Here is a 14377-nt window from a genome sequence, read left to right as displayed (position 1 = left end):
GTCTAATCCGATATGTCCTCGCATCCTCGCAGCGTATTTGTCGCTCTTCGGTCCTTTTTCGCCGTCCTTCCAATCTGAGACCGGACTTCTCCTTCCGCCGCTATCGATCGAGTGGACAACTAGCGACTGTGAATTCGCTTCGGGATGAGGTAGTTCACATCGAGATTCGAGAGCGTCTGATACACTGCTTTCGAGTCAAACTCACGATCACAGAGTACCATCTCGATCGGAACGTGCTCTTTGGCTCGAAGAAGGAGTCGACGAACGGTGTAATGAATCTGATTCGGTGGGTTTTGGTCCCATGATGAACTCTCCCGAACGGGTTCGACAGCGAGGATCAACGGGATATTCCGTCCGACAATTGAGAGTGTAGCGAATTTGAACGCTCTTCCTTCTCCGTCTTTGGTTCCACTGACCATCGACATCCCTTCCACGTTTCCGAAGTAACGAATAGTTGTAATATCAATCGCTACTGTGACTGGACGACGAAACGAGGATTCCGACTGAATCACCGATAGGAGCTGTTCTGTTGCCTGCTGAAATCCACTGATCAAATTCTCTTGACTGAACTGCTTGACTGCGCGGAGGTGTGTATCTCCGTGAGGACTGTATTCTTTGCCTCGGCGGAATTTAAATCGTGCTGCGCCTTGTGGGGTGCCACACCCGACCATTCCGATGAACGTTTGGAGCTCGAAGAATCGTGTATCCTCGTATGTCGCGTTCTGGGCTCTCTCAGAGTTGAACGGACTGAAGCCATACTCACGAGCGAGGCGGGTTGTTCGATAGATATCCTCATCAGAAAACTCGTGAGTATCCTCAGGCGAATCAGGAGGCTCCTTGGAGGACTTCATCACCTCCTTCAGTGGTCGAACCTCAGAAACAGAGAGGTCCTCATTGTAGATTTCCTTGACTAAGCAGTGTGCGCTGGCAATGATATACTCACGAACATCGTCATCGAAGCGGTTGCGCCACGTCCGCGAAAGGACTGACTCGCCCGGGATTCGATCGAGACCGAATATCTCTGCGAGTTCCGGGTGGCATGTAAGAGCGCGATAGCTGTCTCCAGTGACTTCCCGATAGAGAAAGAGTTTGAGCATTCCATGAAATGAGTATGGTGCGGGATGCCACTCCGGGTAGCCGTCCTCGAGCGTCTCGGTTTGAAGCTCCAGATCGGTGAGTGCCATACAGAAATCTGTGCCTTCACGGAGATGCTTGCGGAGTTCGAGGACAGCGCCAAACGCGCCGCTCAATCGAGAGCCACGTTGTTTCATCGGCTCGTCTTACTGGTAGAGATCTGTTTCCATGTCCGCTTGACCGCGAGAGCAGATACTAGAAAGATTACTACAGCGTTCACAGGGTGAATCGCTGCAACGAGAGACCCATACATCGCTGCTGTCGCATACTGAATCGTAATTAGTAGAAATAATCCGATTGGGGCAACTTTCAGAGATCGGGGGAGCCGACCTATAAAGGCCAGTACGAGCAATACGATGAGCATAGGCTCGAAGGTGTGGACGAAGGTCTCGTGAAGGGACCAATCCGCCGGATCGATGAATATTGCCATTCCTGCGATGTATATTTGCGCGAGGACACAGATTACAAAGAAAACTGCGAGTACGAGATATCCGTAGCGTCCCAGCTGGACGCGCCCTGATTCTACCATCTACTCACTCCAATTGCTTGTAGTAGACTCAGAATTTCCGCTCTCCTCCACGATGACAGCGCCTTTCATTCCAGCCGCTCTGTGTGGATCGCAGTAATAGAGCGTGGTTCCAGCGGCGTCAAACGTATACTCGAAGCTTGCCTGTTCTTCGGGATCGCCACTATTGAACAGACCACCTTTCGCGACGACGTTGTGAGAGCCGCTGCCGATCCACTCCCAGTTGACGGTTGTCCCCGGCCGAATACGGATTGCAGCCGGTTCGAAAACCATCTCATCACTGTCTGGGCCTACCTCCACGGTGACCGTACTATCTCCAGTTTTGTCGGTGATACCGTTGAAGTTATTCGTGCCTGAAAGCCATTCTTCAACGCTCTGTTGGCTGTTTTCGTCATCTCCACCATTTTGATCAGGATTCTCTCCAGATCCATTATCGGTACAGCCCGCAAGCAATCCGGTTGCTGCAAGCCCTCCCGCCGCTTGTAGAAAGCTGCGTCGATCTATTCCAGTAATACAGTTACGACGTTCGTGTTTCTCACTACTGCGGGACGCGGTTATCGATGATCCTCGGTCTGGAGTCGAGTTAAGGTGCTTGGAGGTCATTTTCTCCACGTTATCACCAATGAGTCGGATATGAATAGAGCAGACAGCACAAACGCCAGGGCAGCGTTTGTGCATAAAATATATAACTGAGATAGTTCATGGACCGAAATCTCCCAGGATGATGTTGTGTTTCTCACTTGGGTGTGAGTCACCTGATTATCCGAGTAAAATTCCCTCGGCAAATCGGGGTATTCCGTTCCAACGAATTTTCTCATCACTGCACCGACAAGATCTACCCTCCGTTACTCGTAGGCGGGATTGAAAAGCGCAATTGACGAGGGACCAGTTAGTCTACTAATCGGCGGATTCCTTCTGCGATGAATCCCGCGATGCCACCCCATACGAGATTAGTTATCATGATTGAGGGACCGGCGTACCCGAGCTGTGATACTCTCGACGGGTCACCCACGATCATCATCACGAGAACAAACACGCCGTACATCCCGCCTGCGGCTGTGAGCGTGATAATCGGACGCTGGACACACCGAATCACGACTGCAGCAATCCAAACGACTGTAATCAGAGCCGTGGCGACTATGGGGACCCCTGGCCCTCCCTCAGATAACCCGAGGATACTCAGAAATGGGCGAATAAGCGCGAAGGCACCTAATGCTACAATTAGTGGCCAGTGAAGGTTCGTGGGCTCTGCATCAGTGCTTGACGTCGATTGTTGTTGGGACATTTAACTTCTGTACTGTCCTTTGGTGGGGCACAGGAATAAGAGAGAAATCACGGTCGCTAACCTAGCGTTCGTGCACAAGGTTTAAATACTCGAATGGCGATCGACGGCTTTGACGAATAGACGATCCCCTAGTACGATAGCTTCGAATGCCCGAACTCACATAAACCCACGATGATTAAGGCCGCTCGTATCCAAGAAGGGAAGAGATCTCTGTAGAATGCCTCTCGAAAATAACCCACTGTCACTAAAGACACCATCTCTATCGCGAGATATCAGCCGATTATTCAGCCGTGTTCTCCGCACTCCCGTACGATCCCAAACGTATCGAAATCTGCTCTATCTTGCAGTGATGTTTCCGCTTGGGGTCTTTTACTTCAACTTGTTGTTAGCCGGGTCGCTAGCGGCAATTGGACTTGTGGTGGTCGGAATTGGAATTCCTCTCCTCGTTCTCCTCTTCGTGTTAGCCGTTGAATTGGCGGGGTTTGAACGGGTACTCGTTCGAAGATTACTGTGCGTTGATGTTCCTACGCCCCCTGCTGAAACGGACGGCTCGCTCTGGAGTCGAACGTGGAGACTCGTAACCGCAATCCAGACATGGAAGGCTATCGTGTATCTGCTCTCTGAGTTCGCATACGGAAGCGTTGTATTCGGATTCCTCGCCTCAGGAATCGCAACCTCAGTGAGCTTCCTTCTCGCACCATTCTACTACACACAAGCGCCTATTGCCGCATACGGGCCAATTCCACCGTCTGAATTTACACTCGATGTACTATTTGGGTGGGACACTCTCCTAATCGGACTCACAAGGACATTCCAACTCGGATCTTGGCAGATCGAGACACTCTTCGGTGCGCTGCTTGTTTCTGGGCTCGGTGTTCTTCTCTTGTTCGTAACACTTCTGCTCAGTAATACCGCTGCTCAGCTGTGGGGTCGATATGCACGATTGATGCTCACAACACCTCGCTATTGGACGATCCCGAACTGGTGATCAGTCATTATAGCGACTACTGAATTTGATTGTCTCTTACGAGCCTGTCTAAGAATTCCGCCTCACCGGTTCTCCTGACGCCAGTTGAAGATACCGCTGCACGCTGCGACAGATCGATTCACCCGTCGACAACAAAGAGAACCGAGCTCGGTTACCCGGCGATCGCGTCCACCACTTCGTGGCTGTCCGGCCCCTGGCCGGACCGCCACAGCTTCAACAGGTTGTGCGTCGCAGAAAACAACGACCACTCCGCTTGTGCTCCCGCCTCCCCGCGTAACAGGAATCGGTCGCAGCCGCGGGTGACGTGCTGACCGAACACTGCCTCGACGCTCTGGCTGCGCTTGCGGTAGATGCCTCTGCCTCGTTTCGTCCGGAGTTTTCGCTCCATGCGTTCTTTCAGCCCGTACCACTTGGGGATCCGCCCTCGTGGCGGATCCGCTTCCTGGAGTTCTTTCCGTCGCTTCCAGTCTTTGGTCGTCGCGATGAACAGTTCCAGTTGCTCATCGGCTAACTGCGCGTTCGCTTTGCTCCAGTACCCAGCGTCGGCAAGCGCCTTCTCCGGGCGCTTGCCGTTCATCTCCTCGCAGGTCTCCAGCATCGGCTTGAGCTGCTGGACGTCGTTTGCGTCGGTAGTGATCTCCTGAGCAACGATGACCTGTGTGTCGCAGTCTACCATTGCTTGGCCGTTGTAGCCCTGTTTCCACCCGGTGCTGGTTTTGAGCGTTTGACTCGCTGGATCTGTCGTGTTTGCCTTCGAGTCCTCCGGAAGCTCCACCTCCTCCGGAGGTGTGGGCTTCCGGCCACGCTTCTTTTGGCCTGATTCTTTCTCCTCCTGTTCTCTGTGGCGGATTTTCTCGGCTTGCTCCTCTTTGAGCTGCTGTTCGGTGGCGTTGAGTCGGTCCCTGGCTTCCCGCAATCGATTCAGTCGGTCCTCTCGCTCCCGGAGTTCCTCCGGGAGCTCGTCTCCACGCTGTTCGGGGCCGTATTCGTCGTCTTCGGCTTCGTCGACCTCGGCAGCTTCCTCAAGGATGTCGTGGATTTCGTCGGTTATCTGCTCACGAGTCCGGTTTTGGTCGAGGGCCGCGTCGCCCTGGACGCGACGGCCGTCCAGGGCGACTTCACCCATCTCAGCCATGCCAGCTTCTCGGCAAAGGCGAAGGATCTCGACGAAGAGGTGCTCGAACTCCTCGCGGTGGTTCTTGCGGAAGAGGGTGATCGTGCGGAAGTCCGGATGTTGATTCGCGGCGAGGTAGCGAAAGGCGATGTCACGTTCAAGGAGGCGGTCGAGTTTCCGGGAGCTCCGGACGCCGATGCAGTAGCCGAAGACGAGGACTTTGAGCATCATCACGGGATGGAAGGACGGCCGCCCGCGGCCGTCCTCCCGATTGTCCGGATAGAATGGGTCGAGCCGACCCTCGTTGTCGAGATGATCGATAACGTCGGAAACGTAGCGTTCGAGGCTATCCTCTTGGACCCACTCCGCGACGTTCTTTGGCAGGAGGTGTTGCTGATCTTGATCGTATCGGATAAAATTGAACGTCACGGATGAATCCTTACGCTATACAGGATTTTCTGCTAGATAAGGTCTACGTCATGTGAGTTCTCTGTCGATGTTTCTTGGACAGGCTCTTACGCCCTCGTTAAAGCGTATAAAATCACGGCCACTCCCGCGAGATGGGAGACGGTGATGAGAAGAAGGATTTCCGCATCAGTCGCCGCCGTCAACGCTGTCAACGTATAATTCACACCCACAGGAATCGTGGTGAGTAAGATGATTCCGGTAGCAAGATACAGCATCGGCTGGCTATTGTTCCGACGATACCCTTGGTAGGCGAGTGACGCGACGAACAAGCCCCCGATTGCGGTCGCTACCGCAAATACAGGAATTAGTCCTCCACCAGAGCCGTCAACGGTTAGGAGTCGTAGGCTCATTGGTATCATGGATCTACCTCATTCGAGTGGTCTGTCTCAAGCGTTGAATCGCTCCCTTTGTCTGGACGGGAGTGCTGATTGGATTGGCTGACGCCATAGATTGCATAGAGCATCGCCGCGAGCCCCAGGAGTTTACTGGTATTGGCTGCGGCTGAACGAAGACCTTGAGGGGTGTCTGTGAAGGTCGTCAGGGTGAACTGGAGGACAATCGGGCCAGTTGTGAGGAGTATGAGCCCTATTGCGAAGGAGAGCCGTGCGCGATTCTGGTTTTCACGATATCCTTTCACCAGGAGATACGCGACGATGAGCGCTAAGGTTGCGGTGGCGAGGAGACCGATGAGCGTGAGAACCACCACGACTAGCGAGCCACCTGTTGCTGCTTGGAGTGGAATGAGTAACAGCATGCTATCGGAACCCCTCGAAGAGATCGGTGAACCGATCGGCAGCGTTCTCTTCTCGATAGCTGACTTCGATCTTGAATTCACCGTCCACGAGTTCGATTTCGATGCGTTCGAGGCGCGCGATATACGTGTTATAATGATGGCCGTCTTTGTCAAGTTGGAGATGTTCGTCGAGAAGATCGTACTGTTGAAGACGCTCAATCCGCCGGTAGATAGTTGAGACAGATGCATCACACGCCTCGCTCAGTTCGGGTGCGGACATTTCTTGTCTGCTTGTGTGAATGAGGATGGCATGGGCGTATTCGTCTTCGAGAAGCGCACCGATTTCTCGGACGTCACTGTCCTCGGACATCCCTATTGAGCGGCACGGGCGAACGAAGATTCCGGATTAATCAGCGCTTTCATTACTTCCATACATTTGAGAAAAGATGAGCGAGGGAGTGACTTAAAAGGGTAGACATAGTCGCTGAACGAGCGACTGTGGACTTCAGATTAATGGGTGAACCATTTCAGCATACAATGCTATGTCCGTATTCAGTAGACGATCAGCGGAAAACCAGGCCAATGACAATGACGTGTCTGTTCTTGCACTAACTGATGGGAGTGAGAGAGCACTACGGATGGCTGAGTGGGAACTCTTTTTCACTGAGTTTCGGTGCGCTCACGTTCATCATTTTGAAGTGGTGAACTGCTGTGATTCTGGAGTAGTTCTAAAGCAGTACAAGAGCTGTATGAGAAATGAACAGAACAACAGAGATTTCGTATCGAGTAAGGTCTCTACGTTTGAGTCTGATCAGGTAGTCAACTCAGGTCCTGAAGTCTTTCATGAAAGACCATCAACAGCAATTCTGGAGTATGCCGCTACGCATCAGATTGACATACTCATACTTGCGTGCGAAGAAAAGGGCTCTAAGCACTCATTCCTTGAATCTATTTTCGCCCGGATTGAGAGAACTACGTCAATCACTGTTCTCTCCACTATTGTCAGTACTCATCGAAAAATTTGACTAGCTACTCATCGTTGAATCGAAACAAGAGCTTCCATCTCTACTACCCAAATTTCGACTGTACAGCGTCGCAGCACGACGCTAATCTACACCCATGAAAGCTATCAGATCGTCTCACCAATTCCACGTCGCTCATCTCGATAAATCGTCACGCGCGAACTCAGCTCCTGAGACACACAACAAAGGGTTAGGATGACCACACACCGGGTGTACAGCAATCTTAGAAGATCAATCCTGGGATGGGAGAAATTCGCCGTGGCTGTTTCGGAAGAGCTTGTAGACGAACTTGAAGGACTGGTCGATGAATATGCTGATATCGGTGCCTCTTTTGCTCTGAGATCGTGGAAACCATCCTCACTGCGTACTTCTGATCAGACATTGATGATGTAGCACGCGTTCGAGAACTCATTATACGCCATCGTAAAGAGGGCCTCTAACTATTGTAAGTCATACACCGAGTGCACGGAGTTCTCTACGCGTTATCGGTACAAACCCGACTCGTGATATGGCAGGTTACGGTTTATCGGGATGAGTGTTCCACGTTTGATGAACCGGCCCAGTATCTCTAGTTATGCGGTACAGATGTTCTATGTTTGTAGACCCCAAAATTTCAACACTCGACATCTCTCTGGAACAAAGCCACGCATCAAAATCATCCTCCGAGGTTGTATTTTCAAATATATTTGGGGCGGATTTAAGGTTCTGAACATGGTATTGCCTGAGGGTCAAAAACCCCAAGCTATAGGCTTCTGGAACGTTGATTTGGGAGTGTTCCAGACACACCCCCTGAGGTCTTGCAACCTAGGGTCGATGGGCGCAGTCCTTGACTACCTCAGTTCCAGACACACCCTTGAGGTCTTGAAACTTGCTGGGACAGGGGAAGGAAGGGGAAGGTCGTTTACACACGCGCAGCTCGCCTATCGGATCTGCTTGCGGGAAGCAGAGGAACGTATCAGTGACATTTTTTGTCAAAGAATACCCTGTCTGCGTATGGACAGGAGAGACAGATACGAATGAGGGTCATGATCGAGATGACCGCACGGCGTGACTACGAGTACGATAACACCTACAATCGTGCTCTCCAAAGCCGCATCTACGCCGATCTCGACGGGACAGAGTATGCAAACCTCCATGAGGAAACAGGGATCAAATTATTCTCATATTCCCCACCAATTCCACCACGAAACGCCGAGGAAGGCGACACACGGCGACTTATCGTCGCTGGGCATGATGATCACCTGATTACAACTATCGCCACGAAGCTTTGCCAAGACCCCGAATTAAATCTGTATGAGATGCCTTTTCACGCCGACCGCGCGTTTTCTATCACCACCCCGCTCCGAGATCAGGGAACACTCACCACCGGCACACCGATCGTCGTCCGATATTCCACGGAGACCGCCGACGAGTACGGCATTGACACTCCCTACGAGACAACCCACTGGCAGCCCGAACACGGGACCGAACTCTTCTTCGAGCGTCTGCACAACAACCTGGGGCGGAAATACCAGCTCGCTTACGACGAGGAGCCACCCGAGCCACCGTACTTCACCGGGTATTCATTCGAACGCACGATCGCGAAACCTCTCTCGTTCGACACGGAGTCAGTCACGTTCATTGGAAGTGAATGGACGTTCGAGTATGAGATTGAGAGCGGTTCCCACCGCAAGCTGCTCCAACTCGCACTCACCGCCGGACTCGGTGAATTGAATTCCCTCGGCTTCGGGTTTATGAACCGGGCTGAAGATGTCAACGACGGGGCTCCCGAACAGCCATGATGCAAGCCGCACTCCGAACGATCGGCCAGGCCATCATCGACGACGAGTACACTACCGAGTACGAACCCTACTACACGGCGAGCCCGATCGCTGGATCCAATAAAGACATTGAGTCCGTGGTCGTGATACGCTTCGAGCGGATCGCCGATCGCGTCGAATATCTGGGAACAGAGGTAATCCAGCCCGAAGACAGCCCTGAAGCCACAGCCAACACATTCGGGTACGTCTACTCGTCGGGGAAAACCGACAACAGCGTCACGAAACGTCTTACCGAAACGAGACCTGCCGACGAACGGTTCCCCGCCCTTGTTGGCTGGTTCGACGAAGACGTTCTTGGCGACGAACTGCTCTCACAGCCTGAAATCGCTGGCGTTCGCAACATTCTTCGAGGCGAACTTGGCGCGACCCACGAACAAATCGAGCAGGACATTACAGCTCTCGCCCACCGCATCGAGTATCGTGCGTTACTCACACTCTCAATCACTGAAGAAGGTGAGGAACGCTACGTCGGCGAGCTCGCCCCGTATAATGAGGGAATGAAGCAATGGGCAGCCCAAGACTTGCGAACCAAATCAACCGCTAAAGACAGCTACGGCTATGCACGCTGTAGCATCTGTGACGCGGAAACAGAGTGTTTCGGGCTCGGCGCGAAAATGGCCGAGCAGTACACGGTCAAACAGCAGTGGCCCTTCCCCGAGGTAAACAGTTCAGAAGCCTGGCGCAATCGCCCGCTCTGTCTCGAGTGTATCACCGCGATTGAGGTCGCGTCCGACCGGTTTCTCGAACCTCAACACTACGGCGTTCCAGGCATTCGCTGTCGCGTCATCCCCTATGCACTCCCCATGCCCGGCGCTGATGAGCAACTGAAGCGGGTGATCCAAGAAGCACGCGTTCACCTCAGCGGCAGTGACGACGCAGAACCAGACGGAGTACCCACCGAAGAGAACGCAACCAGTCGTGAGCGCCCTCTCTCGACAGCATGGGAGCAGTATCAGAACGCGGTCGAAACGACCGATCAGCCCGACGCCCTCCGACTCGCGTTCAGTCATATCATTCGAGAGTCAACCAAAATCCACGGTGTCGCGTGGATTGACGGCGTAAGCATCGATCAGGTCGTTACCCTCCAGACGGCGATTGAACAGCTCTATGCAACTGATCCCGTGTTTGAACAGGAGCTTCTTCCCCAGCCGGATCCCCCAACCGAACGGCAGCTGTTCTCCGGTGGCTGGCTATTCAGCTTGCTGGCCGGAACACGCGGAAGTGACCACCAAGGTCAATACATCGGCGACGAAACCCCGTGGGTAGAGTACACCGAACAACTACTCACGAACGGGACGATCGACTACACCGAACTCATTTCGGTGCTAATGCGGGAGATCCACGCTCGCTATCGCGACCGCCTCGGGACGGATACCAACTACCCGTATGATGGCTTCCACATCGCGGCGACGTATGGCTTCCTCCGCCTCGCGGAGAGCCAGGATATTCTTCAGGACACGCACACAGATCAAGATGAAGATGAGGATGGAAACACACGCATGACCACAGCCCCACTCGACGGCACCTATACTAGCTTCGGCGCTGGCCTCCAAGAGTTCGTCAACGCCCATCCGAGTATCGAACACTCACCAGGTCGGACCGCCGCATTCGTTCTCGGCGCGGTCGCAGCCCAACTCTCGAACTGGCAGGCCCACCGCAGCCTCAGCCAGACGTTCGTGCAATCACGCGACGTCGATCAATTGACCGCCGAGACACTGACACGCTGGCAGACTGATATCTGGGAGAAAGCAAAAATCTATCAGGCCCAAGCCAGCCGGTATGGCACCCCCTGGGCGGACGCCGAACAACTGTTCCACGAAGCCGTTCTCGCCGGCCAGAACGACGGCTGGCAGGCCACTGCTGAGGAAATCCGCTATCACTACGTCCTTGGTGTGAACATCGGCCCAAACATCAGCCAACGTGCCAAAGAAACCGACACACAACGTACCGACCCAACCTCAGCAACCAGAAGCGAGAACGAAGAAAGCGAACCGACCGACGACACTCCGACCCCTCCCACTGAGAACCAATGAGCCAACACCAGCAATCCGATATCAACACGGACTTGGACAGCATCGACAACCGTAGCGAGATCGTGTTCCTCTACGATGCTGTCGACACGAACCCGAACGGAAATCCGCTCACCGAGGAAAACCGGCCGCGTATCGACGACTACACGGGCGAAGCACTCGTCACCGACGTCCGGCTCAAGCGCGTCGTTCGAGATTATCTCGACCGTCAGGGCGAACCGATCCTCATCAAAGCATCCGGCGATGACGGCCGCGATGACAAAGACGACCGCTACGCGGTCCTGAAAGAGAAAATGGAGCCGCTGCTGGATGAGAACGGCCCGAATATGACCGAAGAGGAAGCGTTTCTTGCGGTCGCGACCGACGTTCGGCTGTTTGGGGAGGCAATGACCTTCGACGCGCCAATCACCACCTCGTACACTGGCCCCGTCCAGTTCAACTTCGGTCGGTCGATGCATGCAGTCAACGAATCGAGTCACGGGAAGACATCGGTCGTCGCCGCCAGCAGCGACGAGGACGACCGCAGCCAGGGTGGGAATATGTTTACCGACTACCGAATCGATTACGCACTGATACGGTTCCATGGTGTGATTAACGAGCACAACGCCGCTGAAACCCACCTCGACGCGGACGATATCGAACTCCTCGAAGACGGGCTTTGGTACGGGACCCGCACCGAGACGAACACAGCCTCGAAACAAGGCCACGAGCCACGCTTATTAGTCCGCGTCGAGTACGAGACCGACGACTACCATATCGGTGACCTCCACCGCGCGTTCACACTCGAGCCTGACGGGAAAGACGAGCGCGCGATGCGCGACATCAGTGACGGACTGGTGAACGCAACCGAGTTCATCGCACTGCTCACCGACCACGCCAGCGACATCGCGAGTATCTCGATGCGAGCAAGCCGCCGGCTTCGCGTGCGTGTCGGCGACAACGATGGCGGTGTAGCCGATCTTGAACAGGCACTCCACGACGCGCTCGATCCAGCGCGCGTAGACCTTACTACCGAATGATCAAGGCGCGTATGCTCGACTCTCGACTCCCTCCCACAACACGAGCCCCTAACCACGTCCGCGAGGAACCTGAGTATCCATGAACGACGTCCCGGATGAGTGTATTGTTCTCGAGATCAGCGGCGAGTTTGCCCATTTTCGCAAACCATCGACGACATCGCCAGCACAGACATTCGGTATTCCTCCACGAACAACGATTGCAGGAATGCTTGCGGGGATGCTGGGAATGGAGCGCGATTCATACTACGATCTGTTTAGCCACGAGAACAGCAGTATCGCCGTCTCACTGGAATCCTCAGTACGACGGCTTTCGCTCGGGATCAACATTCTCACGACCGACGGACCAGCCAGCTCACCCACCAGTGGTCGTCCAGGCACCCATATTACCGATCACCGCCAGCAAACAGTGTTCGAGGTACTATGCGATCCCGTGTATCGCGTCTACGCCAGCCTCGAAGACGAGACAGTAATGGATCAGATGGAACAGCAGTTCGCTGAAGGCAAATCAACGTACACGCTGTCGCTCGGACTCAGCGAACATCTCGCGACGTACGAGTACATCGGCCGGTTCGACGTAAGTGAGCACACGGGACGAGCGTCGGTTCGATCAGCAGTTCCCGGCGAGGAAATCGACCTGATTCCCTCGCCAGAGGCCAGATACGTGACCGAGCGGTCGCCAGCGTTCATGACAACGCGCGAAGCGGGTGGCCGGAAAGCAGATGGGTGGCAAACGCTCACGTACGAGAGAAGCGGGGACCCCCTCGACCTCCGCGAAACATCGTACGCTGTGGTCAACGGCAATGCAATCACCTTCTCTTAATATCCTCTCGCGCCGAAATCTCCTAATTCGTTCCCATCGACCTCCAGTGGAAGCACAGGATTGGCGGTCGACGGATATCGACCGCCGAAAACCCCAATCTATAGGCTTCTAGAGTGCTTATCGCCGACCGTTCCAGACACACCTATGAGGTCTTGCAACCTTGTCTTTGGGTTGTTGACACTGATCCTCATCCTCGTTCCAGACACACCCATGAGGTCTTGCAACGTTGGTACCTGGGGGCTAGTGCCTGCTCCCGACGGTTCCAGACACACCCATGAGGTCTTGCAACATCGAGTTCGCGTTCAACGCCGTTGGCGGGCCGGGGTTCCAGACACACCCATGAGGTCTTGCAACTTAGGAAGTATGAGTGCAGTCCTCGACTACCTAGGGTTCCAGACACACCCCTGAGGTCTTGGCTGTGTCACAAAGCCCTCTAGACATTACTCTCCACGTCAGAAGCATGCTTCAGCCGAGCGCCTATTACGCTGTTTAAACGCCGTACACCCGATGCACACGATCTTGAAGGAGTAAGAGGACGGATACCAGTCGCTACAACACGAAACTCTGGACCGCTTTGCGACGCGATCAAGATCTTCGCACCGAGGTGGAAAAGCCTCAGTCAGACGCGCGACTGACGTATTAGTAGGTCTGGACGTCGAGCCCGTCGATCCGTTCAAAGTGGTCGTCGCGTGTGACCACGGTCCCGCCGGCTTCGCGGACGGCGCCGGCGATCATGATGTCCGCGAGATTAATCTCTTGGCCGGCGGCGACGAGCTCCCCGTCGACGAGCGCCGCCTCTCGAGCGGCGGTGGGGGTGAGCGGTAGATGATTGGCCCACCCGAGTTGATCGACGAGGTCGGCCACGCCGGCGGGTCCCCGGAGCCGGGCGCCGCCACGGAGGACCTCGAAGAACGCGACTGACGGGATACGGTATTCGTGATCGCGGCGGTCGTCGAGAAACGCCTTCGCGTCGGCAGTCGCCGGGCGTCCCTCGTCGAGATAGTCGAGCAAGAAGCTGGTATCAGGACAGAGCACGGCCGTCCTCGCGCAGATCCTCGTCTAGCTCCTCACGTCCCTGCTCGACGGCCTCCGAAAGCCCGGTCCCCGTCCATGATCCGTAGCCGGCGAGGACATCACGCTCGCTCTCATCGTCAGGGCTCGGGACCCACCAGACGCGAGAACGGCCGCCGACCTTCTTTGAGGCGACGTCCCCCCGATCGGCGAGCGTCCGGAGCCGTTTCAGGGCCGTCGTTCGTGAGCACCCGAGTTTGTCGGCGATCTCCGGAGCAGTGAGCGGTTCGCTGTCGTCGTCACGCTCCATGAACACCTCGAGGACGTCCTCGGGGGTCACGGCCGGCGCCGGTCCTGGTTTCGCCATACGATCCCTTCGCGTGTGGGTGACATAACTCTTTGCACGT

Annotated in this window: 12 protein-coding genes, 1 pseudogene and 1 CRISPR repeat array; of the genes and pseudogenes, 5 read left to right on the top strand and 8 right to left on the bottom strand. The window is 54.8% G+C overall.

Translation table 11 applies throughout. The features are described from left to right. Positions 1 to 125 precede the first annotated feature (125 nt). From DVH23_RS24625 to DVH23_RS16535, 3 genes and pseudogenes are all read right to left on the bottom strand, one after another. Positions 126 to 1271, bottom strand: a pseudogene (locus tag DVH23_RS24625) (transposase); the annotation flags it as partial. Continuing rightward, a complete protein-coding gene (locus tag DVH23_RS16540; RefSeq protein ID WP_114578531.1) occupies positions 1268 to 1663 on the bottom strand; it encodes a DUF6220 domain-containing protein in 396 nt (131 codons plus the stop codon). The pseudogene DVH23_RS24625 and the gene DVH23_RS16540, both read right to left, overlap by 4 nt. Continuing rightward, positions 1664 to 2263 carry a halocyanin domain-containing protein gene (locus DVH23_RS16535; protein ID WP_232833790.1) on the bottom strand — a complete coding sequence of 200 codons (600 nt, stop codon included), beginning with the start codon at positions 2261 to 2263 and terminating at the stop codon, positions 1664 to 1666. It abuts the gene before it with no gap. A gap of 1031 nt (positions 2264 to 3294) precedes the next feature. On the opposite strand from DVH23_RS16535, the gene DVH23_RS16530 reads away from it, so the two are divergent. Next, entirely contained in the window at positions 3295 to 3933 is a 639-nt protein-coding gene (locus DVH23_RS16530) for a sensor domain-containing protein (RefSeq protein ID WP_157972446.1), read from the top strand. 151 nt (positions 3934 to 4084) lie between these two features. Here DVH23_RS16530 and DVH23_RS25275 read toward each other — a convergent pair whose 3' ends face one another. The 3 genes from DVH23_RS25275 to DVH23_RS24610 all read right to left on the bottom strand — a co-directional run bounded on the left by DVH23_RS25275 (position 4085) and on the right by DVH23_RS24610 (position 6618). Then, positions 4085 to 5275, bottom strand: a complete 1191-nt coding sequence (locus DVH23_RS25275; protein WP_394342640.1) for a transposase — start codon at positions 5273 to 5275, stop codon at positions 4085 to 4087. 595 nt (positions 5276 to 5870) lie between these two features. Further along, complete coding sequence (locus DVH23_RS16515; protein ID WP_114578527.1) at positions 5871 to 6269, bottom strand: hypothetical protein; 399 nt, start codon at positions 6267 to 6269, stop codon at positions 5871 to 5873. A 1-nt stretch (position 6270) separates the two neighbouring features. Then, on the bottom strand, positions 6271 to 6618 hold the full coding sequence (locus tag DVH23_RS24610) for a helix-turn-helix domain-containing protein (RefSeq protein WP_114578526.1): 348 nt from the start codon (positions 6616 to 6618) through the stop codon (positions 6271 to 6273). A gap of 1677 nt (positions 6619 to 8295) precedes the next feature. Here DVH23_RS24610 and cas6 point away from each other — a divergent pair. The 4 genes from cas6 to cas5b all read left to right on the top strand — a co-directional run bounded on the left by cas6 (position 8296) and on the right by cas5b (position 12959). Next, positions 8296 to 9051, top strand: coding sequence for a CRISPR-associated endoribonuclease Cas6 (gene cas6, locus DVH23_RS16500; RefSeq protein ID WP_114578538.1), 756 nt, complete (start codon positions 8296 to 8298; stop codon positions 9049 to 9051). After that, positions 9051 to 11123: a TM1802 family CRISPR-associated protein gene (locus DVH23_RS16495; protein WP_157972443.1), complete on the top strand. Its 2073-nt coding sequence runs from the start codon at positions 9051 to 9053 to the stop codon at positions 11121 to 11123. Before cas6 ends, DVH23_RS16495 begins: the two co-directional genes overlap by 1 nt. Next, on the top strand, positions 11120 to 12139 hold the full coding sequence (cas7b, locus tag DVH23_RS16490) for a type I-B CRISPR-associated protein Cas7/Csh2 (protein ID WP_114578523.1): 1020 nt from the start codon (positions 11120 to 11122) through the stop codon (positions 12137 to 12139). The genes DVH23_RS16495 and cas7b overlap by 4 nt, the downstream gene beginning before the upstream one ends. Before the next feature lie 79 nt (positions 12140 to 12218). Then, complete coding sequence (cas5b, locus tag DVH23_RS16485) at positions 12219 to 12959, top strand: type I-B CRISPR-associated protein Cas5b (protein WP_114578522.1); 741 nt, start codon at positions 12219 to 12221, stop codon at positions 12957 to 12959. 129 nt (positions 12960 to 13088) lie between these two features. Next, positions 13089 to 13378: direct repeats of the CRISPR family, unit length 30 nt; unit sequence GTTCCAGACACACCCATGAGGTCTTGCAAC. Positions 13379 to 13598: 220 nt separating this feature from the next. Here the strand turns inward: cas5b and DVH23_RS16480 are convergent. Next, on the bottom strand, positions 13599 to 13994 hold the full coding sequence (locus tag DVH23_RS16480) for a PIN domain-containing protein (protein WP_114578521.1): 396 nt from the start codon (positions 13992 to 13994) through the stop codon (positions 13599 to 13601). After that, entirely contained in the window at positions 13981 to 14337 is a 357-nt protein-coding gene (locus DVH23_RS16475) for a helix-turn-helix domain-containing protein (protein ID WP_114578520.1), read from the bottom strand. The genes DVH23_RS16480 and DVH23_RS16475 overlap by 14 nt, the downstream gene beginning before the upstream one ends. Between the last annotated feature and the right edge of the window lie 40 nt (positions 14338 to 14377).

The organism is Saliphagus sp. LR7, from assembly GCF_003344565.1.
Taxonomy (GTDB): Archaea; Halobacteriota; Halobacteria; order Halobacteriales; family Natrialbaceae; genus Saliphagus; species Saliphagus infecundisoli.
The sequence above is the reverse complement of the archived record's forward strand: the minus strand, read 5'-3'. Positions and strand labels throughout refer to the sequence as shown.